Origin of the sequence: Microbacterium phyllosphaerae, from assembly GCF_050628115.1 — a bacterium.
Lineage (GTDB): Bacteria > Actinomycetota > Actinomycetes > Actinomycetales > Microbacteriaceae > Microbacterium > Microbacterium phyllosphaerae_A.
The window spans coordinates 2,865,219-2,888,351 of the sequence record NZ_CP192502.1 but is presented as its reverse complement, the minus strand read 5'-3'; the positions used below and the strand labels follow the sequence as shown (position 1 = coordinate 2,888,351).

The 23,133-nt window shown below is 67.0% G+C and carries 22 protein-coding genes and 1 tRNA gene; 8 read left to right on the top strand and 15 right to left on the bottom strand.

All coding sequences use genetic code 11. The features are described 5' to 3' along the window. Positions 1-64: 64 nt before the first annotated feature. The 8 genes from ACQ4LY_RS13770 to ACQ4LY_RS13735 form a co-directional block, all read right to left on the bottom strand. Positions 65-742: a DUF6766 family protein gene (locus ACQ4LY_RS13770; protein ID WP_295101365.1), complete on the bottom strand. Its 678-nt coding sequence runs from the start codon at positions 740-742 to the stop codon at positions 65-67. Positions 743-886: 144 nt separating this feature from the next. Next, a complete protein-coding gene (locus tag ACQ4LY_RS13765; RefSeq protein WP_431072343.1) occupies positions 887-3,265 on the bottom strand; it encodes a glycoside hydrolase family 65 protein in 2,379 nt (792 codons plus the stop codon). 100 nt (positions 3,266-3,365) lie between these two features. Continuing rightward, positions 3,366-3,500, bottom strand: coding sequence for a methionine/alanine import family NSS transporter small subunit (locus tag ACQ4LY_RS13760; RefSeq protein WP_431072341.1), 135 nt, complete (start codon positions 3,498-3,500; stop codon positions 3,366-3,368). Further along, complete coding sequence (locus ACQ4LY_RS13755; RefSeq protein WP_431072339.1) at positions 3,497-5,134, bottom strand: sodium-dependent transporter; 1,638 nt, start codon at positions 5,132-5,134, stop codon at positions 3,497-3,499. Before ACQ4LY_RS13755 ends, ACQ4LY_RS13760 begins: the two co-directional genes overlap by 4 nt. Positions 5,135-5,153: 19 nt before the next feature. Then, positions 5,154-5,285 (bottom strand): hypothetical protein, encoded by a 132-nt coding sequence (locus tag ACQ4LY_RS13750; protein WP_431072337.1) that lies wholly within the window; start codon positions 5,283-5,285, stop codon positions 5,154-5,156. A 41-nt stretch (positions 5,286-5,326) separates the two neighbouring features. Further along, on the bottom strand, positions 5,327-5,665 hold the full coding sequence (locus ACQ4LY_RS13745) for an ATP-dependent DNA ligase (protein ID WP_431072335.1): 339 nt from the start codon (positions 5,663-5,665) through the stop codon (positions 5,327-5,329). A gap of 186 nt (positions 5,666-5,851) precedes the next feature. Further along, positions 5,852-6,082 (bottom strand): DUF2795 domain-containing protein, encoded by a 231-nt coding sequence (locus tag ACQ4LY_RS13740; RefSeq protein WP_431072333.1) that lies wholly within the window; start codon positions 6,080-6,082, stop codon positions 5,852-5,854. A gap of 74 nt (positions 6,083-6,156) precedes the next feature. Further along, a complete protein-coding gene (locus ACQ4LY_RS13735; RefSeq protein WP_431072331.1) occupies positions 6,157-6,450 on the bottom strand; it encodes a hypothetical protein in 294 nt (97 codons plus the stop codon). A 156-nt stretch (positions 6,451-6,606) separates the two neighbouring features. Between ACQ4LY_RS13735 and ACQ4LY_RS13730 the strand changes: the two genes are divergently transcribed. Beyond that, positions 6,607-6,954, top strand: a complete 348-nt coding sequence (locus ACQ4LY_RS13730) for an ATP-dependent DNA ligase (RefSeq protein WP_431072329.1) — start codon at positions 6,607-6,609, stop codon at positions 6,952-6,954. 13 nt (positions 6,955-6,967) lie between these two features. After that, positions 6,968-7,696: a GAF and ANTAR domain-containing protein gene (locus ACQ4LY_RS13725; protein WP_431072327.1), complete on the top strand. Its 729-nt coding sequence runs from the start codon at positions 6,968-6,970 to the stop codon at positions 7,694-7,696. A 9-nt stretch (positions 7,697-7,705) separates the two neighbouring features. Here the strand turns inward: ACQ4LY_RS13725 and ACQ4LY_RS13720 are convergent, their stop codons facing one another. Together ACQ4LY_RS13720 and ACQ4LY_RS13715 are read right to left on the bottom strand one after the other, a co-directional pair. After that, the gene (locus ACQ4LY_RS13720) at positions 7,706-8,044 is read right to left on the bottom strand and encodes a hypothetical protein (RefSeq protein ID WP_431072325.1); all 339 of its coding nucleotides are present in this window, start codon (positions 8,042-8,044) and stop codon (positions 7,706-7,708) included. A gap of 72 nt (positions 8,045-8,116) precedes the next feature. Beyond that, positions 8,117-9,085: a Dyp-type peroxidase gene (locus tag ACQ4LY_RS13715; RefSeq protein WP_431072323.1), complete on the bottom strand. Its 969-nt coding sequence runs from the start codon at positions 9,083-9,085 to the stop codon at positions 8,117-8,119. Between the two features lie 142 nt (positions 9,086-9,227). On the opposite strand from ACQ4LY_RS13715, the gene ACQ4LY_RS13710 reads away from it, so the two are divergent. Continuing rightward, positions 9,228-9,587 (top strand): UBP-type zinc finger domain-containing protein, encoded by a 360-nt coding sequence (locus ACQ4LY_RS13710; protein ID WP_431072321.1) that lies wholly within the window; start codon positions 9,228-9,230, stop codon positions 9,585-9,587. Further along, entirely contained in the window at positions 9,584-10,837 is a 1,254-nt protein-coding gene (locus ACQ4LY_RS13705; protein WP_431072319.1) for an FAD-dependent oxidoreductase, read from the top strand. Before ACQ4LY_RS13710 ends, ACQ4LY_RS13705 begins: the two co-directional genes overlap by 4 nt. Here ACQ4LY_RS13705 and ACQ4LY_RS13700 read toward each other — a convergent pair whose 3' ends face one another. After that, positions 10,838-11,890: a cupin domain-containing protein gene (locus ACQ4LY_RS13700; RefSeq protein WP_431072317.1), complete on the bottom strand. Its 1,053-nt coding sequence runs from the start codon at positions 11,888-11,890 to the stop codon at positions 10,838-10,840. Between the two features lie 274 nt (positions 11,891-12,164). Further along, positions 12,165-12,890, bottom strand: a complete 726-nt coding sequence (locus ACQ4LY_RS13695) for an alpha/beta hydrolase (protein WP_431072315.1) — start codon at positions 12,888-12,890, stop codon at positions 12,165-12,167. 226 nt (positions 12,891-13,116) lie between these two features. Between ACQ4LY_RS13695 and ACQ4LY_RS13690 the strand changes: the two genes are divergently transcribed. Continuing rightward, positions 13,117-14,169: a PucR family transcriptional regulator gene (locus tag ACQ4LY_RS13690; RefSeq protein WP_431072313.1), complete on the top strand. Its 1,053-nt coding sequence runs from the start codon at positions 13,117-13,119 to the stop codon at positions 14,167-14,169. Positions 14,170-14,190: 21 nt separating this feature from the next. Here the strand turns inward: ACQ4LY_RS13690 and ACQ4LY_RS13685 are convergent, their stop codons facing one another. Then, positions 14,191-16,476, bottom strand: a complete 2,286-nt coding sequence (locus ACQ4LY_RS13685; protein ID WP_431072311.1) for a helix-turn-helix domain-containing protein — start codon at positions 16,474-16,476, stop codon at positions 14,191-14,193. A gap of 98 nt (positions 16,477-16,574) precedes the next feature. Further along, positions 16,575-17,792 carry an MFS transporter gene (locus ACQ4LY_RS13680; RefSeq protein WP_431072309.1) on the bottom strand — a complete coding sequence of 406 codons (1,218 nt, stop codon included), beginning with the start codon at positions 17,790-17,792 and terminating at the stop codon, positions 16,575-16,577. A 189-nt stretch (positions 17,793-17,981) separates the two neighbouring features. Here ACQ4LY_RS13680 and ACQ4LY_RS13675 point away from each other — a divergent pair, with 189 nt between their 5' ends. Then, a complete protein-coding gene (locus tag ACQ4LY_RS13675) occupies positions 17,982-18,818 on the top strand; it encodes an alpha/beta fold hydrolase (RefSeq protein ID WP_431072307.1) in 837 nt (278 codons plus the stop codon). Positions 18,819-18,920: 102 nt separating this feature from the next. Here ACQ4LY_RS13675 and ACQ4LY_RS13670 read toward each other — a convergent pair. After that, positions 18,921-18,993: transfer RNA gene (locus tag ACQ4LY_RS13670), tRNA-Val, on the bottom strand. Between the two features lie 154 nt (positions 18,994-19,147). Here ACQ4LY_RS13670 and aceE point away from each other — a divergent pair. Further along, positions 19,148-21,874: a pyruvate dehydrogenase (acetyl-transferring), homodimeric type gene (gene aceE / locus ACQ4LY_RS13665; RefSeq protein ID WP_431072305.1), complete on the top strand. Its 2,727-nt coding sequence runs from the start codon at positions 19,148-19,150 to the stop codon at positions 21,872-21,874. 31 nt (positions 21,875-21,905) lie between these two features. After that, on the top strand, positions 21,906-23,111 hold the full coding sequence (locus ACQ4LY_RS13660; RefSeq protein WP_431072303.1) for a PucR family transcriptional regulator: 1,206 nt from the start codon (positions 21,906-21,908) through the stop codon (positions 23,109-23,111). Positions 23,112-23,133: the final 22 nt, after the last annotated feature.

Here is a 23,133-nt window from a genome sequence, read left to right as displayed (position 1 = left end):
GCCAGGAAACCCTTGCGACTTCGCTGCAGACAGGGGCTTGACGATCGACGAGAGAAGGCCCTCGCTACTCGGACTCGACGCTGCTCACGTGATGCGGCACCCCGACGGGCTTCGACTCGCTGGAGCCGCGCTGACGCAGGTAGATCGAGAAGGCGACCATCGCGCCGACGGCCAGGAACTCCGACTGCCAGTTCTGCAGCGTGCGGTTCCAGAACTCCGCCGAGACGACATAGTCGATCCACGTCTCCGGTGGCAGGCCGTGCTGCGCGTTCTGCTCGTTGGCGACGACATGCCCGGCGAGCGACTGGGCGAGCCACGAGAGCAGGAAGATCGTTCCCATCGCGAGCAGAAGCGAGTTGGAGTAGATCCACCCGCGCAGTCCGTGCACCTTCGCCCAGCGCGGAGAGTCGACGTGCGCGTGCTCTCCGACGAGCTGATCGGCGTCCGACCCCACTCCCTCGTCGCCCGGCTTCTTGGACTCAGGTGATCCTCGCTGGATGAACCAGATGGTCGCGAGGATGAAGAGGAAGAACTGCAGGAACTCCGACTGCCAGTTCTCCGCCACATCGACGAGGAAGTCCGACGAGGTGATGAACTCCAGATACGGGGTGGGCGGCTGGCCATGCTGAGCCAGCTCCTGGTTGTTGTAGGCGTGTCCTGCGATCGACTGCCCGATCAGGCTGAGCGCGAAGATCGCGAGGAAGACGAGGCTGAGTCCCCCGTCTCTGACGAAGCGACGCAGCTCGTTCACCTCCCCGTCACAGGCAGGGCGATCATGGTCGCCAGCCCGCCCACGATGATGAGCGTCCATGACCAGAACGCCATTCGCATCGATGCGCGACCGATGGTTCGATCCGACATGATTGTCTCCTCTCTCTGTGCCACGTCAGCCACTGAACGCTTCGAGCGCCGGTCGGGGCGCTCGTCCTCGAGGCTGCCGTGGCTGCGGCCCCCGCGACTGCAGTGGTGGAATCCCTCTGGTGACGGGATGTCCGGCGTCGAGCGTCACCTGCTCGTCGTAGTGGGTGATGGTGAGCGGGTCGCCCGAGGCGAGCCGATAGGTGGCCTCCGCCTGGCGGACATCGACACGCAGGATGCAGCCGTGGATGCGCACCCCGAACTCGAGCCCGTCGATCTCGGACGGAAGACGCGGGCAGAACCGCAGGCCGCTGTCGCTGTCGCGCATCCCGCCGAAGCCCGCGGTGATGGCCGTCCAGACTCCCGCGAGTGCGGCGACATGAAGCCCCTGACCGGTGTTGCCATGAAGGTCGTCGAGATCGAGAGTCGCAACCTCGGCGAGATAGTCCAGCGCAAGTTCCAGGTGGCCGACCTCTGCGGCGACCACGGCCTGCGCCGCCGCCGACAGCGATGAATCTCGCACGGTGATCGCCTCGTAGTACTCGAACGCACGCTCCTTCTGCTCCGCGGTGAACGACTCATGCGAGAAGAACAGGGCGAGCACCAGATCGGCCTGCTTCACGACCTGCTTGCGGTAGAGATCGAAGTACGGGAAGTGGTCGTGCAGCAGGTACTCGTCCGGGGCGGTCGACTCGAAGTCCCACCGTTCGAGGTCGGTGAAGCCGGCGGATTGCGGATGCACGCCCTTTTCGTCATCAAAGGGCACCGTCATCGCCGCGGCAGCGAGTTCCCACCGCGCGATCTCACCGTCTGCGATCTCGAGCTCCGACGCGACCTCCGGATGCTGTCGGGCAGCGGCCGCCGCCCCTCGAAGATTCCTCTGAGCCGCGAGGTTCGTGAAGACGTTGTCGTTCGCGATGGCCGAGTACTCGTCCGGGCCCGTCACGCCGTCGATGTGGAAGCCGCCGTGCGCGTCCCACCGGCCGAGCGAGACCCAGAGCCGAGCGGTCTCGACGAGCATCTCGAGGCCGGCCTCCCGTTCGAAGTCGACATCGCCCGTCGCCCTCACGTAGTGCAGAACCGCTCCGGCCACATCGGCGTTGATGTGGAACGCGGCCGTGCTCGCCGGCCAGTACCCCGACGACTCTCTGCCGTCGATGGTTCGCCACGGCAATGCGGCACCCTTCAGATGCAATTGCGCCGCCCTGTCACGAGCGCGGTCGAGCACGGAGTGTCGCCACCGCAGCGCCTGTGCGGCGGCGTGCGGGAGGGTCGAGGTGAGGACGGGGAGCACGAACGCCTCGAAGTCCCAGAAGGTGTGCCCCTCGTAGCCGGAACCGGTCAGCCCCTTGCCCGGAACGGATCGCAGTTCCATGCGGTCGGACGCCTGGAAGACCTGGAAGAGCGCGAATCGAACAGCCTGCTGCAGCCGTGCCGGGCCGTCGACCCGCACATCGGCGCACTCCCAGAAGTCGTCCAGCCGCGCCCGTTGATCGGCGACCAGTGCTTCCCATCCGGCCCGCAGGGCGCCGCCGACCGCCGTCTCGGCCCGGTCGCGCAGGGCGGCGGTCGACAGGTCGGACGAGAACTCATGACCGACGATCTTGACGATCTCTAGCGTCTCTCCGGCAGCCAGGGATGCGTGAACCGTGGTGCGCGCACGGTCGCCCGTCGCATCGACGTCCGTCTCGACGCTCGGCTCGCCTCGGGGAGAACCGCTCACGCGATGGTCCATCGCGACAGCGGTCGTGAGCCCGCTCTTCCTCGTGCGGTGCACGAGGGTGGCGGCACCCGCGTCGGCGGCCGAGGCCACCCCCTCGAGCGGCTCGCTCAGCAGCTCCTGGACCCTGGGGTCATCGTGGGTGATCGGCAGCGGCTCGTTCGCCAGCAGCTCGGAGATGACGGTGACGTCCGTCGGACCGCCGAGCGCCTGCACACGGTAGTGCACCGCTGCGACGGAGCGGTGCACGAAAGAGACGATCCTCGTCGAGCGGATCCGCACCCGCTGGCCGGTCGGACTGGTCCAGTCGACTTCGCGTTCGAGAGTTCCCGCACGGAAGTCGAGACGACGGGTGTGCGACGTGAGGATTCCGCGTCGAACATCGAACGGCTCGTCCCCGACGATCAGCCGGACGAGCTGGCCGTTGGCCGCGTTGATCACGCTCTGACCGCACTCGGGGTAGCCGTATCCCTCTTCGGCATACGGCATCGGATGCTCTTCGAACAGACCGTTCAGATAGCTTCCCGCGACGCCGCGCGGGTCGCCTTCGTCGAGGTTCCCCCGCCAGCCCACATGACCGTTCGAGAGTCCGAAGACGGACTCCTCATGGGCGAGGTTCTCGACGTCGATGCCGTCGGCACCGATGCTCCACTCGTCGATATCGAATCTCGGCCGCGTCCTGCTCATGGGCTCCTCTTCCGTCGCCAGTGCTTCTGGAAGAGAAAGTAGTCAGGATCGAGGAACGTGAGGAGCGGGTTGATTCCCGCTCCCCGTGCGGGTAAGCCGGTCAGAGCTCGACGGGCGGCGCCGGCTCCGAATCCGCTGCCTCGGGGTGACGAGCGAGGTTCACGACGGCGGCGACGAGGCCGCCCCAGATCGTGACCATCGCGATGATCATCATGACGATCGCTGTCGTGGTCATGCGCCCGCTCCCTTCGCCGTCGCGTCCGGTTCCGGGGCCGTGATCAGCGGGATCGACGACGTCTCGGCATCCGGTTCGTACTCTTCCTCGGTGAGGAACTCGTCGTACTCGGGATCGTCCTTGGCATGCGAGCGCCCGCTCCAGGGCAGGGCGGACAGGACCAGTGCGATCACGACGAGCGCGATGACCATGCCCCAGCCGAACACACCGATGAACCAGCCCGGATAGCCTCCGTACGGCTCGGAGATCTTCGAGATCAGCTCGGTGACGAGCAGGTAGCCGAGCACCAGCGGCGCGAGCACGCCGACGAGCAGCATCCACACCCGACCGACCCGGAAGCTCGATCGGCGATCGAGGTGATCGACGAGGGCCGGCAGCTTGTGCAGCAGCCACGCGACGACGATCACCGCGACGAGGGCTACAGCCATGATCCCGAAGGCGTTGACGAACGCATCGGCCGTGTCGAGCACGGAGAGCGCTGTGGTCGTCGAGAACAGCGCCATCGAGATGACGGCGAGCGGGATCGACACCGTGAGGGTCGTACGGATGCGCGCCCAGCCCAGCTTGTCCTGCAGTGCGGCGACGATCACTTCGAGGATCGAGATGAGCGACGTGACACCCGCGAAGACCAGCGCTCCGAAGAAGAGGACGCCGATGATCGAGCCACCCGCCGCTTGCGAGACGATCGTCGGGAAGGCGATGAAGGCCAATCCGATGCCCGACGACGCGACACCTGCAACCTCGGTGCCCTGCGCCTGCGCCATGAAGCCGAGGGCCGCGAACACGCCGATTCCTGCAAGGATCTCGAAGCCCGAGTTGGCGAACGCGACGACCAGACCGGAACCGGTGAGGTCGGTCTTGCGCTTCAGGTACGACGAGTAGGTCACCATGATGCCGAAGGCCACCGACAGCGAGAAGAAGATGTGGCCGTAGGCCGATGCCCAGACGGCCGGGTCGCCCAGCGCCTCCCAGTTCGGGGTGAAGAAGGCGTTCAGACCGTCCATCGCGCCCGGCAGGAACAGCGACTGCACCACGAGGATCGCGAACATCACGGTGAGCAGCGGCATCAGGATCATGTTCGCCCGGCCGATGCCGCGCTTCACGCCCAGCGCCATGATCACGATCACGATCAACCAGACCACGATGAGCGGGATGCCGACCTGCGGCACGAAGTCCGTCGAGATGCCCACATCGGCGACGTCTGCCGACCGCAGGAAGTCGATGAAGAAGAAGTCGTTCTCGTTGCCTGGCCCCCACGTCAGCTGTGCGGAGAACCAGGTGTACATGGCCGCCCACGCGATGATCACCGCGTAGTAGACCGCGATGACGACGCAGATGAGCACCTGCCACCAGCCGAGCGGCTCTGCCCTGCGGTGCAGACGACGGAACGCGAGAGGAGCGGATCCACGGAAGCGGTGGCCGATCGCGTAGTCGAAGAAGAGGAGCGGGATTCCCGCGGTCAGCAGCGCGCAGAGGTACGGGATGAGAAAAGCACCACCGCCGCCTTCGTACGCCACATAGGGGAACCGCCAGATGTTCCCTAACCCGACGGCGGATCCGATCGCCGAGAGGATGAAGACGTTGCGCGAGCCGAATGCCTCGCGTTTCGGGGTCTGCGTCGTTGCGGTGGCCATGCGCATGAGGTTACCGGAGTCAGGGTGACGAGACGTGGCGATTCTCGTGCCGGTCTCTCCGCTCTCGGATCGTCATCAGGATCACCACCTTCAACACGCCGCCGATGAACAGCGCCGCGCTGGCAGCCAGTATCCATGCTTCCATCTCCATCGTCCTCACCTCTTCCCGCGCCCGAGTCATCCCTGCCTCAGCTACAGGTCGGCGGGCACGCCGAGCTTCTCGCCCGATGCCAGATCGTCCGGCTCCGCGACCAGGTACAGCCCGGTCGAGGCATTCGCAGTGAATGCGAGCGCGTCGACCCATCGCCGGTTGATCGACGGCTGTCTGCTGCCCAGGAACCGATACACGAGCGTGCTGCCAGGGTGCAACCACACGGTTGTACGCCCTCTCTCGGTGCTCTGATCCTCGCGCCAGCTGAAGTTGAAGGCCTCACCACGGCGGAGCTTCGCGGTGATCACCAGCTGCAGATGGGTCAGGGCACGGTCCTCGATCTCGACCCGGATCAAGCCTTCATAAGTGAACCTGCCCATCATTCACCCCCTGCGATTCAGGCTCGACGACTCGAGACGGCGACGAAGTATCGGCTTCGTGCGGCCACGTGAGCGTCAGTGGCGCACCGGTGAGCTCGGACATGCTGCCAGGCTAGAAAAGCGGCGGAACAGCTTGCAGGGTATTGACAACTCGGCTTCCCCGGTTTCGAGCCCGTGCCGAGGCTGTCAGATGGCGTCGAGTGTCTTCAGTACCTCCGACACCCCGTGGTAGTCGCGAGCAGGGAGTTCGTGGATTGCGTCGATGGTCGACACGTCGAGATGATCGACGACCGCGATCCTCAGCAGATCGTCTTTGGTGGCCGGATAGTCGATGCTGCGGAGGGTCTGCGCAAGTCTGGCTTCGGAGGATGAGAGAAATGCGGTCGAGCCTGGGGATGTGGGGTTCATGCGGTTCATTCTCAGGATCGTGCAGAGAACTTCGCCTCTCTTGACACCCGAATGATCGCCCTGTAGCGGAAACGATCGCGCCGCTACATCTCCTCGATCGGCAGTTCTCCGTGAGCGTTGAGGCTGTTCATCATCGCGGCAACGCGCCCGGCATCCACTCGGATCGGCTCAGCGCTGTCGAATGCCAGACCGAGCGGGTTGCTCGGATGGATCCACGCGGTCAGACGACCGTCGCGGGAATCGCTTCCCGGTGTCCAGGACATCACGAAGCTCTCCTGTCGCGGCAGTTTCGTTCCGACGATGATCCTCATGTGAGCGAGGGTCACGTCGTCGACGATGATCGGGTCGAGCGTGCTGTCGTACGTCAGGCGTCCCATCTGCCGATGCGAGGCGAGCCCGCGCACCCACGAAGGCGAGTCGACAACGAGCAGGTCGTGGATGTCGTTCCACTGCGGTCTGCAAGGGCCTTGCAACTCACGCCGCCCGGCACTACCTCTGGGTTCAGAAGGAGATCGAAGAAAGGATGTCCGATCATGGGCAGGTTCCTGTACGAGGGAGACCAGAAGGTCGAGGTCGATGACCGCGCTCTTCATCATCTGCAGGTCGTCATCACGACCAAGCTGCGACGCGGTGAACCGTTCCTGTTCACCTGGCGGGAAGATGCCAGCGTCGGGGGCGGGCGCACCTCCGTCTGGATGCATGCGGGCTGCAACCTGGTCTTCAAATATGCCGGCGGCGGGGTTCCGGACCTCAATCGGCACTGGATCGATGCCCTCGCATTCACCGCGAACGCGCCGTCCGGGCTCTACCTCGTTCACGAACCCGAGAACGTCAGCGCAGCGCAGGGCCAGGCCGTGGGCGCGGGCGCGGGCGCGCGCTGAGGAGCGGATTCGAATGCCGTTCGAGATGAACGCCGACCCGCGCTCTCGCAACGACCTGACCACAGTGTTCCGCCGCTTGGCGGACGCGTTGGACCCGGACTACGACGTCATCGACACGATGGACCTCCTGGTCGAGTCTGCGACGAGCTTCACCCCCGCGGTCGACGCGGGCATCGTCCTCGCCGATGCCGGAGGGCGGCTTCACGTACTGGGGTCAACGAGCGAGCGAGCGAGCGATGTGGAGGAGGCGGAGCTCGGCATCGAGCAGGGGCCCTGCCTCGACAGCTTCCGGTCAGGACGAATCGTGGAGACCGCTGATCTGCTGTCCAGTGCCGATCGGTGGCCCGAGTTCGCTCCCCTCGCGGCAGGGCGCGGCCTGCGCGCCGGCTACGCGGTGCCGCTCACCCTGCGCGGTCAGCACCTCGGTGCGCTGAACCTCTTCTTCGACAGGGTCGGTGTGCTCACCGACCAGGACGCGGCCGTCGCTCAAGCGCTCGGTGAGTTCGCGACCATCGGTCTTGTGCAGCATCGCACGCTCCGCGCGCATGCCGACCGCGCCGTGCAGCTTCAGCACGCGCTCGACAGCAGGATCGTGATAGAGCAGGCGAAGGGCGCGCTGTCCTTTCAGCGGAGCGTTTCGATCGACGACGCGTTCACCATCCTCAGAAGACACGCCCGCTCTGTCGGCGCGCGTCTGCACGACGTCGCACAGCAGATCGTCGATCGACGACTCACCCTGTGAGCGTGCCTGTCACCTGCCTATCTCGGCTGCACCTTCATGCTCGGTGGGATCGATGATCTCTGCAGTCAGACAGACGCCGCCCGTGCTGCTGAGCGTCTGAGAGAGCTCCTCGATCCACCGACGGTTCAGCGTCGGCGCCTCCGTCTCGTCGAACACGAAGCGCAGCGGGATCGACGGATGCAGCCAGATGGTTGATCGACCGGGAGCCTCGCCGTCCTTGTGGATCCACGACAGGGTGAAGCTCTCGTTGCGGCGCAGCTTCGTCGTCAGCACGATCTTGAGGTGAGCCAACGCACGGTCCTCGATGAGGATCGGCGGCTGAGCGGCTCCGTAGAAGAGTCTTCCCATGTATCAACGGTACGCGCGTGCGGCGGGAGATGGGAGGGGCCCTTCGCCCGGCAGACGGGGCGGTCCGCGATGCTACGCGGGCGACGGCTCGTCGGCGAGCCCGCCGAGGAAGTCCGCGGACGGCGCGAAGAAGGTGCTGCCGGTCGTGGCCCGGGAGAAGTCCAGGAGTCGGTCGTACGCGCCGGACGGGTCGCCGATGAACATGTTCTCGAGCATCTTCTCGATGACCCAGAGGTAGCGCGAGTATCCGATGAAGTAGGTGCCGAACGACGACGAGCCCGGGCTGCCGAAAGGCATGTTGTCGCGCAGGATGTCGTGTTCGACACCGTCGACCACGATGGTGGCCAGGGTCTTGTGGGATTTCTGCCCGACGGCCGCATCGTCGAGCTCGACGTTGTCCGCCTTACGCCGACCGATGATCGCCTCCTGCTGCTCGGTCGCCAGCGACTGCCACTGACCGAGATCGTGCAGGTACTTCTGGACCACGACATAGCTGCCGCCCGCGTTGTCTCCGTCCTCGGCGCCGATGAGCGTCGACTCGACGACGGCGTTGCCGACCGGGTTCGCCGTCCCGTCGACGAATCCGAGCAGGTCGCGCACGTCGAAGTACCGGAACCCCGAGGTCTCGTCGACCACGGTCACGGCGTCGCCCAGCACGTCGAGCAGCTGGCGCTCGAACTCGAAGACGAGATCCTGGCGGTTCGCACGGATATGGAAGAGGAGATCCCCGGGGGTGCCCGGCGCGGTGTGCACAGGACCCACCACGGGTGCGAAGGGGTGCAGCTCGGCCGGAGCCCGGCGCGCGGTGAGTCGCGGCCATGCTGCGGCGCCGATGCCGACCGTGCACGACAGCATCGCATCGAGATCACGGAATCCCACGTTCTTCACGATGTCGTCGATGCCGCTGATCGCGTCACGCACGGCCGAGGCGGCATCCGCTCCGTCTGCGATCTGCAGCACGAGGAAGGTCGCGCTGGAGGTCAGCGGCGCATCGACCTTCTGCGATTCGATCGGGACCCGATGGGAGGAAGAGGTGCTCACCCCCACGAACGTAGAGGATGTCGACGAGCAGGGCTTCGACTGGTGTCGAAGGAGCAGGGGCGTTCCGTCGGGCACCCTTGAGTACGGCACGGAATCCCGACATCATGACCCCGACGACATACCGACGACAGGAGATGCACCCATGAGCGACGTCGACGACTTCATCCGGGTGGACGTTCCCCCCTCGGGGCCGGGTTGCGTGGATTGCGAGAAGATCGGCTCGTGGTGGCTGCACCTGCGCCGGTGCGCCTTCTGCGGGCACGTCGGATGCTGCGACGACTCCTTGCACAAGCACGGCACCACGCACGCGCATACGAGCGGCCATCGAGTCATCCAGAGCTTCGAGCCCGGCGAGGACTGGTTCTGGGACTTCGGCACCGAGACCGTCTTCGACGGTCCTGTCCTCGCTCCCCCTCGCAGCCATCCGCGGTCGCAGACCACCCCCGGACCCGCTGAGCGGGTGCCGGCGGACTGGGAAGAGCAGCTCGCCGGGAACGCATGACCGCGCCCGGAGACGGCACACAGCCTCTTCGCGTCGTCGCGGATGCCGACGGGCCGGATGCTTACGCCCTGCGCGACTATCTGACCCGCAGCGAGGTCCCGTTCCTCTCGATCATGGTGCCGCCAGGATCCGCAGCAGCGGCGGGTGTCGATCTCGCCGGCAGGGCTCTCCCTCTCGTGGTCCTCTCTGATGGCACGATTCTCGAGGACCCGACCCCTGACCAGGTCGCGGCGGCTCTGGGCTGGGTGAACCCGCCGTCCCGCTCGACGTACGACCTGATCATCCACGGCGCGGGTCCTGCAGGACTCTCGGCTGCGGTCTACGCGGCGTCGGAGGGTCTCTCCGTCGCGGTGATCGAACGAGATGCCGTGGGCGGACAAGCGGGCTTCAGCAGCCTCATCGAGAACTACCTCGGCTTCCCCGGAGGAATCTCCGGGGCAGATCTCGCCGAACGTGCACGCCGGCAGGCAGTCTCGTTCGGGGCTGACCTCGTGCTCATGCGTCACGGGGTCGACCGCACGTTCACGGACCACGATGTGCGGGCGCGGCTGGCCGACGGCTCCGAGATCCACGCCCGCGCGGCCCTGTGCGCGACCGGGGTGCAGTGGCGTCGACTCGATCTGCCTCGGGCGCACGATCTCGAGGGCGCGGGGGTCTACTACGGTGCCGGCACCAGCGAGGCCTCCGCCTGCATCGGTCTTCACGTCTACGTCGTCGGCGGCGCGAACTCCGCAGGGCAGGCCGCGATGAATCTCGCAGCGCACGCCGCGCACGTCACGGTGCTCGTGCGCGGGCCGTCGCTCTCGTCGACCATGTCGGCGTATCTGCTCAACCGACTCGCCGTGCAGCCGAACGTCACCGTCCTCGTGAACACCCGGGTCGTCGCCGTCGATGGAGACGACCACCTGCGCGAGATCACCCTCGACCGGGCCGGTGTGACCGCGCGGGTGGCGGCCACGCACCTGTTCGTCTGCATCGGAGGAGCGCCCAACACGGAATGGGCGCAGACCACCGATGTGCGGCTCGACGCGCGCGGTTTCCTGCTCACCGGCGTCGACCTCTCCCCCGGCGACCTGGATCGATGGGCCCTCGAGCGCGCGCCCTACTATCTCGAGACGTCCGTTCCCGGGGTCTTCGCCGCCGGCGACGTCCGAGCCAACTCCGTCAAGCGCGTCGCATCGGCGGTGGGCGAAGGCGCGATGGCGGTCACCCTCATCCACCGATACCTGGCCGAGGTCGCTGCGCTCTGATCAGCGCAGAGGCGTGATGCCCTGAGCTCCGCGGGGGAACGTCGCCAGCACCGCGGGATCGATGTTCAGGTGCGCGGAGACGAGCTGCGGTGGCACGTGCGAGAGCCAGTTCGCGAGCGAGATCTCCTCATACTTATCGGTGCGGAACACCTCGAGGAACTGCAGCACGTCGTCACCGGTGTTCTCGATGTAGTGGCCGAGATTCTTGCGCACCACACCCACATCGCCCGCCCGGAAATCGGTCGTGTTCGCGTGCGGGCCGGTGTTGAACACGGTCATGCGGGCGGATCCGCGCAGGTAGTACTGCCACTCGTCGGCGTTCGGGTGCCAGTGCAGTTCCCGCATCGATCCCGGCTCGACCGTCACCAGCGCCGCGGCGACGGTGCTGGAGTAGGCGTAGTTGGTGGAGTCGGCGATCTGGATGCTGCCGCCGGAGTTCTCGTACAGCGGCTTCGACCGCGAGAGGCGGAAGATGACGGGTTCCATGCCCCACTCGACGCCCGCGGCGGCCTGGTCGACGTCGAGCGCGGGTGGCTCTTCGCCGGGGAAGATCCAGAGGTTGTGCAGGGGGACGTCGGAGAAGACTTCCTGGGCGACGCCGAAGTTCTTGGCGAGCACCTCGGGTGGGGTGTGGGCGAACCAGTCGGTGAGCAGCAGCGTGTTCGATTCGGACTGGTCGCCGTCGTCGAACGCGAGCACGAACTCCGCGCCGTCGGGGCCGAGTCCCTGCAGGGAGTGCGGGGTGCCGGCGGGGAAGAACCACAGATCGCCTTCCTCCACGTCCTCCACCGCAGGGAGACCCGAGCGGCTGAGGGTGGTGACCCGTGCCTTGCCGCGGGTCATCACGGCCCATTCGGCGGTCTGGTGCCAGTGCAGTTCGCGGATACCGCCCGGCTCGAGATACATGTTCACTCCGGCGATCTCGTCGGAGATGTGGAAGTCCTGCTTGGTCAGCTCCCGCGCCCAGCCGCCGCGCTGCACCCGGCGGGGTGAGATGTTGAAAGACGACCAGAAGAACGGCTGCGTGCTGATGTCGGTGGCCGGCGCGTGCATCTGGTTCGGGAACTGCGACTCGATGACCTCGTTCTGCGGCCGGTCATCGTGTTGCTCTGCGGGCGGTCGGCGATGTTCACTTCACCCTCCTGCGGCAGATCAGGGTTGCCCAGTGAGGGGACCTCGGGACGAGGGGTGGGCTGATCGTCGGGAACCATGTGAAGACCTTTCTCTGCTCGTGCGTGGGGTTGATCGAAAACGGAAGATGGGCTCGGCGAGAGGGGCGAAACCCGCGCGCCATCCGATGCGGCCGTCCGCCGATGCCACCAGCAGCTCAGCCATGGGTCGCGACCTCCCGAAGGATGCCGTCGATGAGCCCCACGATGTCCGCGGCGTGGGTCTGCATGACCAGGTGCGGCCCGTCGAGTGCCATCACCGTTCGACAGCCCGCCCTCCGATATCCGAAGCGCTGCACCTGCGGGTCGACCATGCGATCCTCGGTCGCCACCACACCCCAGCTGGGCTTCGTCCTCCAGGCGGCCTGCAGGGCGCGCTCGGCGAAGACCGAGTCGGCGATCGGCCGCTGCGACACGGCGAGAACTCCCGACTCGTCGGAGGGCAGGCCCTCGGCGAGCAGATGGGCGAAGCGATCAGGGGCGACGGTGAGCTCAGTGCGGACGGTTCCGCCGTCATCCGGGAACAGAGCAGGTGCAAGATGCGCTGATGCCTCGGTCGGGGCGAACAGGCTGCACAGCTCGTCGATGCTCTCTCCGCGATCGAGCGCGAAGCCCGCGATGAAGAGCAGTCCGGTGACGTTGTTCGCCTCGCCCGCCACGGTGATCACCGCTGCGCCGTAGCCGTGCCCGACGAGTAGGACCTCTCCGTCGACGCGCTCGACGAACGCCCGGATGTAGTCGCAATCGCCGTGGAAGCTGCGACCGACCACGGCCGGGGCGAGCACCCGGTGTCCAGCGTCGAGCAGACGGAGCACGACCGGCCACCACCCAGAGGCGTCCAGGAAGGCGCCGTGCACGAGCACGACCGTGCTGGTCGCCGTCATCTCGCCTCCTCGCGGTCGTTCGTCCGTGTGAGACGAATCTAAGAACTGAGGCGGCGACGACCGTGCGACAGGAGTCGAATACCGGGCATCTCCACTTCTGCCTGCTTTCCGCCTGGTGTGTACGCGCGCAGGGGAGTTGCATGAGACGTACTCGAGTTCGATGACGGAAGTCCCCCATCGATGCAGAGCGACACGGTGAGCCCATCCCCCGCACAGGAGCGAACCCATGACGATCAGCGACACGACGACCGACGCCCACTCCGCGGCTCTCCATGAGATCGCGCTCCAGCTCGGAGCATCCCTGAGCCGTCGGGTGGTCATCCACGAGCCCGGTGCGGCTGCACCTGCGGACGAAGCCTCGGTGTCGCTCCTCTCCGTCCCGGTGCAGGACGACGGTGCTGCCATCGCGTTCATCCTGATCGATCTGGGCGCGGGGTCTGCCCTCACGGCGAGCGATTTCGAATCCGTCGATGCGGCATCCGCGCTCGTCCGGATCACCCTTCGTCGTGACCTCGGCTCCTCGAGGGCGGATCGCGAGTCCATCCTGCGTGACCTGCTGGACGCCGAGGCGTCAGTGCGCCGAGACGCCTATTCGCGCGCACTCGGGCAGAGGTGGGTGAACCGCGACGCGGGGACCGTGGTGCGCGCGATCCTGATCGATTCCGCCGTCACAGACGTCGACCGCATCGCCTTCGGCCGCCACCTCGCCCATCTGCGTCCTGTCCCCGCCCACTTCATCACGCTCGAAGGCGGTGTGGTCGTGCTGGTCGGGCAGCCGGCCGACAGCGACCTCGCCGACGTTATCCTGCAGGAAGCCGCCCGACGCGGACTGAGGATCCTCGGAATCGGATCGGCATCGCCTGCGCGAGGTGCGACAGATCTCCGCAGCGCCGCCGACGAGGCGGCGGTCGCCGCCTCTCTCGCCGCAGCCCTCCCCCAGTTCCACCCGTCCGTCGATGCGAGCGAGCTCGGTGGCTGGCGGCTGCTCGCCTCCGCATCCGCAGATCCCGACGCCCTCAGGATCATCTCGCCGGCCGCGCACGTCCTGTACTCCCAGACAGACGACAGCCAGCGCCTCACCGTCGAGACGTACCTCGACGTCGGTGCCAACGTGGTCGCCGCGTGCCAGATCCTCTTCGTCCACCGCACGACCCTCTACTACCGTCTCGAGCGCATGCCGCCGGTGGTCAAGGATGCGCTCGAGGACGGGGTGAAGCGCAGCACCCTGCACCTGGCGCTCAAGCTCATACGGCTCTGGGAATCCACCGGTCGACTGTGATGCCGATCTCGCATCCGGCGGTCACACCGGATCCGGGGCCGATCCGGATGATTCCGGCATGCCGATCAGCGACACCTCCCGGCGCACTCTGGCGAAGATGAAGGCCTCACTGCTGCCCGGCCCGAGAAGGCGCAGGGCCTCATCCGCCTCGGCGATGGCCGCCTCTCCCTCGCCCGCGTGGATGAGTGCCCGGATGTGTCGGCGCATCATCAGCAGCACCCGGGTGTCGTCCTTCAGAGCGCGAGCGATGGCGATGCCCAGCTCGCCGATCCGGATCGCATCCTCGAATCGTCCGACGGCGACGTAGGCATCGATCAGGTCGAGACACGCCGCGTACTGGGTGACGATGCTGGTGATGCTGTCAGTGGTCTCAGCGGACCGGACTCGGGCGAGGGTGGCCTCCGTCGCCGCGATGGACTCGAGGAACTGACCGCGCTTGCCCTTGATCATGGAAGACAGCACCTGGGCATTCTCCAGCCCCGTGGTCTCGTGCGCGGCGCTGAACTCGTCGATGGCGGCGACGGCAGCCGCATCCGCGTCGACGAGACGATCCAGAGTCCAACTCGCCCATCCGATGTAATACTGCGCCCATCCCTTCTGAGCAGAGTCGCCGGCCCGCAGCGCTGCGGCCAGCGCCGTGCGTGCGGTGATGACCGCCTTCTCCCGATCGCCGACCTCGACGATCTCGGCCCACGCGAGATACCCGAGCTGGGCGGCTTCCTTCAACGGATCCCCCAGGCTCTGCGCGGCGCTCGCCGCGAGGGAGTAGAACCGGTGCCAGTTGCCCCACGTCATCCAGATGTCCGAGTACCAGTGCAGCGCATCGGCGACGTCGCAGACCGTCTCGTCTTCTCCGACCTCGGCGGCCTCCGTGTATGCCGGCCACCAGTGCTCGGCTTCGGTGCGGATCCACTCTGCGGCAGCCTCTGCGTCGACGAACCCGCGGCCGGTGCGCCCGAGCGCGGTCGGCTCTCTCTGCGGCTCGTACCAGGCGCCCGCGCGCTCCAGGGTTCCGAGAAGCCAGGAGCGTATGTGGTCACCGCGACGCGCGATCTCGTCCGGTCCGACCGATGCGCGCAGCTTGCTCCGCCCGAAGAGCCGCATCAGGTCGTGCAGCCGGTAGCGATCGCCGCCGCGCGCTTCGAGCATCCCCAGATCCGTGAGATCGTCCAATCGCGATTCGACCTCCGCGAGATCAGACGAACGCACCGCCGCAGCGGCGAGATGTGCGCCGAACGTCCGGCCGTCGATGAGGGAGATCCAGCGGAACAGGGCGGCGGTGCGAGGGTCGAGCTCGTCGTAGGAGAGCGAGATGGCCGCTTCCACCGCCAGATCGCCGGCGACGAGAAGGCGCAGCCGGTCCTCCGACGTGCGCAACCGACCGAGCAGGTCGTCGACCGTCCATGCGGGCCGACTGGCGATGCGATTGCCGACCACGCGCAGCGCCAGGGGGATGTCGTCGCAGAGGCCCGCCACCTCGCCCAGAGCATCATCGCGGCTCGCAGCCTGCGGGATCAGCCGATGCAGGAACGCTGTGCTCTCCTCCCGTCGAAGCGGTCCGAGACGCAGTCGCCGCACGCCCTCGAGGCCGGCGAGACTGCGACGAGAGGTCACGACGACGACATCGCCGGCGCAGATCGACAGGATCGGACGGATCTGCGCCTCGTTCGCGACGTTGTCGAGGAGCACCGTGACCGGGGCGGTCTCGACGGCTGCCCGCCATCGTGCTCGCGCCTCGCCGAGATCCGCGGGCGGTTTCTGCTCGGCCCCGGGAAGCTGGCGCAACATGGCGGTCATCACCTGAAGCGGACTGAGGGGCGACGAACTGAAGCCGTCCAGCCCGAGGAAGACCGCGGGGTGGCCGCTCGACCGCCCGCGCTCGAGTATCTCGATCGCCACGGTCGTCTTGCCGATTCCCGGAGCCCCGCTGATGATCAGGGCCGGGCGCTGGGTGTCGGAGGCCAGCGGTCCGTACAGGATCTCGAGCGCTTCATCGATCTCGGCATCGCGCCCCGAGAAGTCGAACACCCTGTGCGGGGAGATCGCGCCAGGGCCGTCGGTCGCGAGGGCGGCCCGGGGACGGGCACGCGCCGCACGCAGGAAGGCATGACGTTCGGCCGCATCCAGGCCGAGTCCATCAGCCAGAGCGTCGACCGTGCGACTTTGCGGAGAGGAGCTCGCGCCTCGTTCGAGGTCGCCGATCGTGCGCACACTCACGCCGGACTGCGCGGCGAGCGCTTCGAGGGTCAGGTCATGGCCCACTCGCAGCGACCGCAGCAGCAGCCCGAAGGGTGAGGGTTCGGTCACGACGTCCGCCTTTCGCTGATGTCAGCTTGGCAGGTCTTCTCGTCGCGATGATGGCGCGCCGGTTACAGGGCGGTTTCGTCGTCGATCGGTCCGGGCGATCAATCCAGCGCGCGAGACGCCGGACGGACGATCGCGCGGCGCATGACCATCGCTGCTGAGACCGTCGCCAGCAGGACGATGGAGATGAACACGAGCAGCACGGTCGTCTGCGGCACGAAGGTGAGGATGACTCCGATGGCGAGCACCGGCAGTGCGAGCCCGCAGTATGCGATCAGGAAGATCAGCGCGAGCGTCTCGCCACGGCGCCCCGGCTCTGCAAGACCGGATGCTGTGGCGACCGCCGATCTGAACAACAGCCCGACGCCCACGCCTGCCACGACGCCTCCTCCGAGGAACATCGGCAGTGACGGCAGCAACGTTCCCGCCGCGACAGCGATGAGGCCGAGCGCACAGCAGACCGCTGCGACGGTCAGTTGGATCCGCAGTGGCACGCGTGCCAGCGCCACCTGCCCGGATGCCGCGGAGGCGAACACCGAGCACGCCGTGACCCCAGCGAGAAGGTGGTCGTGCTCGCCGAACGTGCTGATGAGGATGGTCGGTGCGAGCGAGGTGAACAACCCGAAGAGGGCGAAGCCGGCGAACGCGCCGAACCCGGCGGCCACGAACGCGGTTCTCGAGCTCGGCGGCGCGGCGATCGGCTGAGGCCGGTATCGCCGTGGCTCGCTCGGGGGTGCCACGGTCTCGGGAACGCACGCGACGGCGATCGCGGCTGCGATGAGCACGACGAGGAAGACCGCGTGCGGCAGTACGAGCGGCGCGGGGAGGAACTCGGCGAACAGCCCTCCGATCAGCGGCCCGAGCGCCAATCCCCCGAGATTCGCGGCACCGGCGACGGACGCTGCGACGATGACGTTCTCGGTCGGTCTGGCATGTGCGCGCAGTTCGCCGAGATGCGCGGTGGCGGTGGCGGTGAGGATGCCTACGCTCGCGCCGTTCACCAGCCGCGCTACGAGAAGACCGGGCACCTCGTGCCACAGCAAGAAGAGCACCGCGCTGAGAGCCGCGATCAGGATCGCGATCACCAGCATCCGCCGCCGACCCATCCAGTCGCTGACGTGCCCGAGCAGGAAGAGGCTGAGCACGACGCCCACGGCGAAGGCCGCGAAGATCAGCGTGATCACCGAGACCGGAAAGCCGTCGGCCTCCTGGTAGAGCGGGTAGAGCGGTGTGGGCACCGTCGCATACGCCATCACGAGCAGGAACGCGTAGGCGACCACCCAGAATCCCGCACCGTGCGAGATGCGAGAGTTCGACATGGTGGAGAGGCTATCGAGAGAACACGGATCGGCACCGGACAGATGTCGAAGAGTCCCGGACGGATCCTGGACAGATGTCGAGCCGGCAGCGTGGTCGCGCGGGTTAGCGTGGTCGCGCTCCCACGAAGCAGACGTGGGGCGATCGACAGTCGTCCGACTCTCCGGACGGCGGAAACCTGGAGGCTGATCATGGCGTTCGTGACCACGGATGATGGCGCAGAGATCTACTACAAGGACTGGGGCAGCCCCGACGCGCAGCCCATCATGTTCCACCACGGATGGCCGCTCTCGTCGGACGACTGGGACGCGCAGATGCTGTACTTCCTCGACAAGGGCTACCGCGTCATCGCCAGCGATCGGCGCGGGCACGGGCGGTCGTCGCAGATCGGCACCGGCCACGACATGGACCACTACGCCAGCGATGCCTCTGCCGTCGTCGAGCACCTCGACCTTCGCGACGTCATCCACATCGGGCACTCGACCGGCGGAGGCCAGGTCGCGCGTTACGTCGCCCAGTACGGACAGCCCCAGGGCCGCGTCGCCAAAGCCGTGCTCGTGTCGTCCGTCCCCCCGCTGATGGTGCAGACGGACGCCAACCCCGAGGGCACCCCGATCGCGGTCTTCGACGGCTTCCGCGAGGCTCTGGCGGCGAACCGTGCCGAGTTCTTCCAGGCGGTCGCCGCAGGACCCTTCTACGGGTTCAACCGAGAGGGTGTCACGCTGTCGCAGCCTGTCGTCGACAACTGGTGGCGTCAGGGGATGACGGGCAGCGCCCTCGCCCACTACGAGGGGATCAAGGCCTTCTCCGAGACCGACCAGACAGAAGACCTCAAGGCGATCACCGTGCCGGTCCTCGTCATCCAGGGCGACGACGACCAGGTCGTGCCCTACAAGGACGCATCGGTGAAGCAGGCCGAGCTGCTGAGCGACTCGACTCTGAAGATCTACCCCGGGTTCCCCCACGGCATGCTGACGACGCATGCCGATGTGATCAACCCCGACATCCTGGCCTTCATCCAGCAGTAACCGCGTCAGCATCTTCGACGGCGTATCCGGGCTCAGCGTCCGGGTGCGCCGTCGTCATCTGCGCGGGGCACGGGGAACGTCCGACGGACGATCAGGTGACGGTGGGCCCTGCCGGGATCGAACCGACGACATCCACGGTGTAAACGTGGCGCTCTACCAGCTGAGCTAAAGGCCCTGGTGCGTCCCAGTCTACAGATGCCCCGGTGCGCGCTGATGCCGTGGAAGGGGGATAGGGTGAGGGAGGCACGCGTTGTGCACAGCCGACAAGGCTGCCCGCGTCGCTTCCCGTTTCAATGGCATGACCTGCCAGCTTGACGAAAGGCTCCCCCGTGACTGTGCACGACCAGGATCCGTATTCCCAGGGCCCCCTCGACAGCGATCCGGAAGAGACGGGCGAGTGGCAGCAGTCGCTCGACGAGCTCGTCGACGCCAAGGGCCACGGTCGTGGCCGCGAGATCATGCTCAGCCTGCTCAAGCGCTCGAAGGAGCTGCACCTGGGCGTGCCGATGGTCCCGACCACCGACTACATCAACACGATCGCTGCCGAGAACGAGCCCGAGTTCCCCGGTGACGAAGAGATCGAGCGCCGCTACCGGGCGTGGATCCGCTGGAACGCCGCGATCACGGTGCACCGCGCCCAGCGCCCCGGCATCGGCGTCGGTGGCCACATCTCGACGTACGCGTCGTCGGCCGCTCTCTACGAGGTCGGCTTCAACCACTTCTTCAAGGGCGCCGACAACCCCGGTGGCGCCGACCAGATCTTCATCCAGGGTCATGCCTCCCCCGGAACCTACGCGCGCTCCTTCCTCGAGGGCCGCCTGAGCGAAGACCAGCTCGACGGCTTCCGCCAGGAGAAGTCCCACGCACCGCACGGCATCCCGTCGTACCCGCACCCGCGTCTGATGCCGGAGTACTGGCAGTTCCCGACGGTCTCGATGGGTCTCGGCCCGATCAACGCCATCTACCAGGCGATGTCGAACAAGTACCTCGAGAACCGCGGTATCAAGGACACGTCGCAGTCGCACATCTGGGCATTCCTCGGTGACGGCGAGATGGACGAGGTCGAGAGCCGCGGCCAGCTGCAGGTCGCAGCCAACGAGGGCCTCGACAACCTCACGTTCATCGTCAACTGCAACCTGCAGCGCCTCGACGGCCCTGTGCGCGGCAACGGCAAGATCGTCCAGGAGCTCGAGTCGTTCTTCCGCGGTGCCGGTTGGAACGTCATCAAGGTCGTCTGGGGTCGCGAATGGGACGACCTGCTCGCCCGCGACAGCGAGGGCGCGCTCCTCAACCTCATGAACGTCACCCCCGACGGCGACTACCAGACGTACAAGGCCGAGTCCGGTGCGTACGTCCGCGAGCACTTCTTCGGCCGCGACGAGCGCGCCGCAGCCCTCGTCAAGGACTACTCCGACGACGACATCTGGAACCTGAAGCGCGGTGGCCACGACTACCGCAAGGTCTATGCCGCGTTCAAGGCCGCGACCGAGCACAAGGGCAAGCCCACCGTCATCCTCGCGAAGACCGTCAAGGGCTATGGCCTCGGTCCGCACTTCGAGGGCCGCAACGCGACCCACCAGATGAAGAAGATGACGCTGGACAACCTCAAGACGTTCCGTGACGCGATGCACATCCCGATCACGGATTCGCAGCTCGAGGAGAACCCGTACCTGCCCCCGTACTACAACCCGGGTCCGCAGGACGAGACGATCCAGTACATGCTCGAGCGCCGTCAGGCTCTCGGCGGTTACCTGCCGGAGCGCCGTTCCACGCATGTCGGGCTCTCGCTCCCCGACGACACCGCATACGCGCTGCCCAAGAAGGGCTCCGGTACGCAGGAGATCGCCACGACCATGGCGTTCGTCCGTCTGCTGAAGGACCTGCTGCGCTCGAAGGACTTCGGCCACCGCATCGTCCCGATCATCCCGGACGAGGCTCGTACGTTCGGAATGGACGCCTACTTCCCGTCGGCGAAGATCTACAACCCGAACGGCCAGCACTACACGTCGGTCGACCGTGAGCTCCTCCTCGCCTACAAGGAGAGCCCGCAGGGCCAGATCGTGCACGTCGGCATCAACGAGGCGGGCGCTCTCGCGGCGTTCACCGCGGCGGGCACCTCCTACGCCACGCACGGCGAGCCGCTGATCCCGATCTACCTCTTCTACTCGATGTTCGGATTCCAGCGCACCGGCGACGCCCAGTGGGCCGCCGGCGACCAGATGGCCCGCGGGTTCATCATGGGCGCCACCGCCGGCCGCACCACCCTCACGGGTGAGGGCCTGCAGCACGCCGACGGCCACTCGCACCTGCTCGCCGCCACCAACCCGGCGACGGTATCGTACGACCCGGCCTACGGCTACGAGATCGCGCACATCATGCGCTCAGGTCTCGAGCGCATGTACGGCGGCGATCACGAAGACCCGAACGTCATGTACTACATCACGCTCTACAACGAGCCGATGGTGATGCCCGCCGAACCCGAGAACGTGGACGTCGACGGCATCGTGCGTGGCATCCATCGCGTCTCGGTCGGCGAGGGCGAGGGGCCCCGTGCACAGCTCTTCGCGTCGGGCGTCGGACTCCCCTGGGCCCTCGAGGCGCAGCAGCTGCTGAAGAACGACTGGGGTGTGATCGCCGACGTCTGGTCGGTCACCTCCTGGACCGAGCTGCGCCGCGACGGCCTGGCCGCCGACGAGCACAACTTCCTGCACCCCGAAGAAGAGCCCCGCACCGCGTACCTCACGCAGAAGCTGCAGGGCGCCGAAGGTCCCGTCGTCGCCGTGAGCGACTTCATGCACGCCGTGCAGGACCAGATCCGCCCATGGGTCCCGCAGCGTTTCGCGACGCTCGGTGCCGACGGATTCGGATTCTCCGACACTCGTGCGGCAGCCCGTCGCTTCTTCAAGATCGACGGTCCCTCGATCGTCGTCCGCACGCTGCAGTCGCTCGCGGAAGACGGGGTCGTCGACCGTTCTCTCGCCGCGCAGGCCATCCAGAAGTACAGCCTGCACGACGTGAACGCCGGCACCAGCGGCAACGCGGGCGGCGAAAGCTGAGCCATCGGTGACGGGTTCCTCTTCGCGCGGTATGGACAAGACCGCGACGCTCACCTGGCTGCGCCGGATCTCCGGTGACATCGCCTCGGTGACGATCAAGCGCCTCGAGGACACCCTTCCCTGGTACGCCGACATGCCACCAGCCCGCCGCTCTGCGGTCGGGCTGGTGGCTCAGGCCGGCATCACCTCTTTCATCCAGTGGTACGAGGATCCGACCTCGACCCCCTGGATCGCCGCGGACATCTTCGCCGCGGCACCACGCGAGCTTCTGCGCAGTGTCAGCCTGCAGCAGACTCTGCAGCTCATCCGCGTCACGGTCGAGGTGACGGAAGAACGGGTCGCCGGTCGAGGCAACGACCTCCGAGAGGCGATCCTGCTGTATTCGCGCGACGTCGCCTTCGCCGCCGCGGACGTCTACGCCCGTGCCGCAGAGGCCCGCGGCCTGTGGGATGCGCGACTCGAAGCGCTCGTGGTCGACTCGATCCTCACGGGTGAAGCCGACGAAGAGCTGCCGAGCCGGATCGCCGCTCTCGGCTGGCACGGCCACGGCGAGGTCGCGGTGCTGGTCGGCACGACTCCCCCGCAGTTCGACGTCGACCTCGTTCGTCGCACGGCGCGCAAGCTCGCGGTGGACGTTCTCATCGGGGTGCAGGGCTCACGCCTCGTTCTCGTCATCGGTCGAGCCCGCATCGCGGGCCAAGAGCCGTCCGAGGGTGAAGAGGAGGAACTCGGCTTCGAGGAGATCGCGTCCCGGCTCGAGCCTTCGTTCGGTCCCGGATACGTCGTCCTCGGTCCCGCCGTCGCGGCGCTCGTCGATGCGAGCCAGAGCGCGCGTGCCGCACTCGCAGGTTTCGCCGTCGCCCGGGCCTGGCGCAGCGCTCCACGACCTGTCGACGCAGACGACCTCCTGCCCGAGCGCGCACTCGCGGGCGATCCCCTCGCGAAGCAGACGTTGATCGAGCGGATCTATCGCCCGCTGCAGGCGCACTCGACCGATCTCGTCACGACGCTGTGGAGCTACCTCGACAACGGCCGATCGCTCGAGGCCACCGCACGCGAGCTGTTCGTGCACCCCAACACCGTCCGCTACCGCCTGAAGCGCGTCAGCGAGGTCATCGGCTGGGATGCCACGGGTCCGCGCGAGGCTCTGATCCTGCAGACGGCCCTCATCCTCGGCTCCATCGGCGCGGCCGATCAGGTCCGCCGTCGCCCGCCGATGCGGCGCCCCTCCCGCTGATCGGGGCGGCATACACCGATCT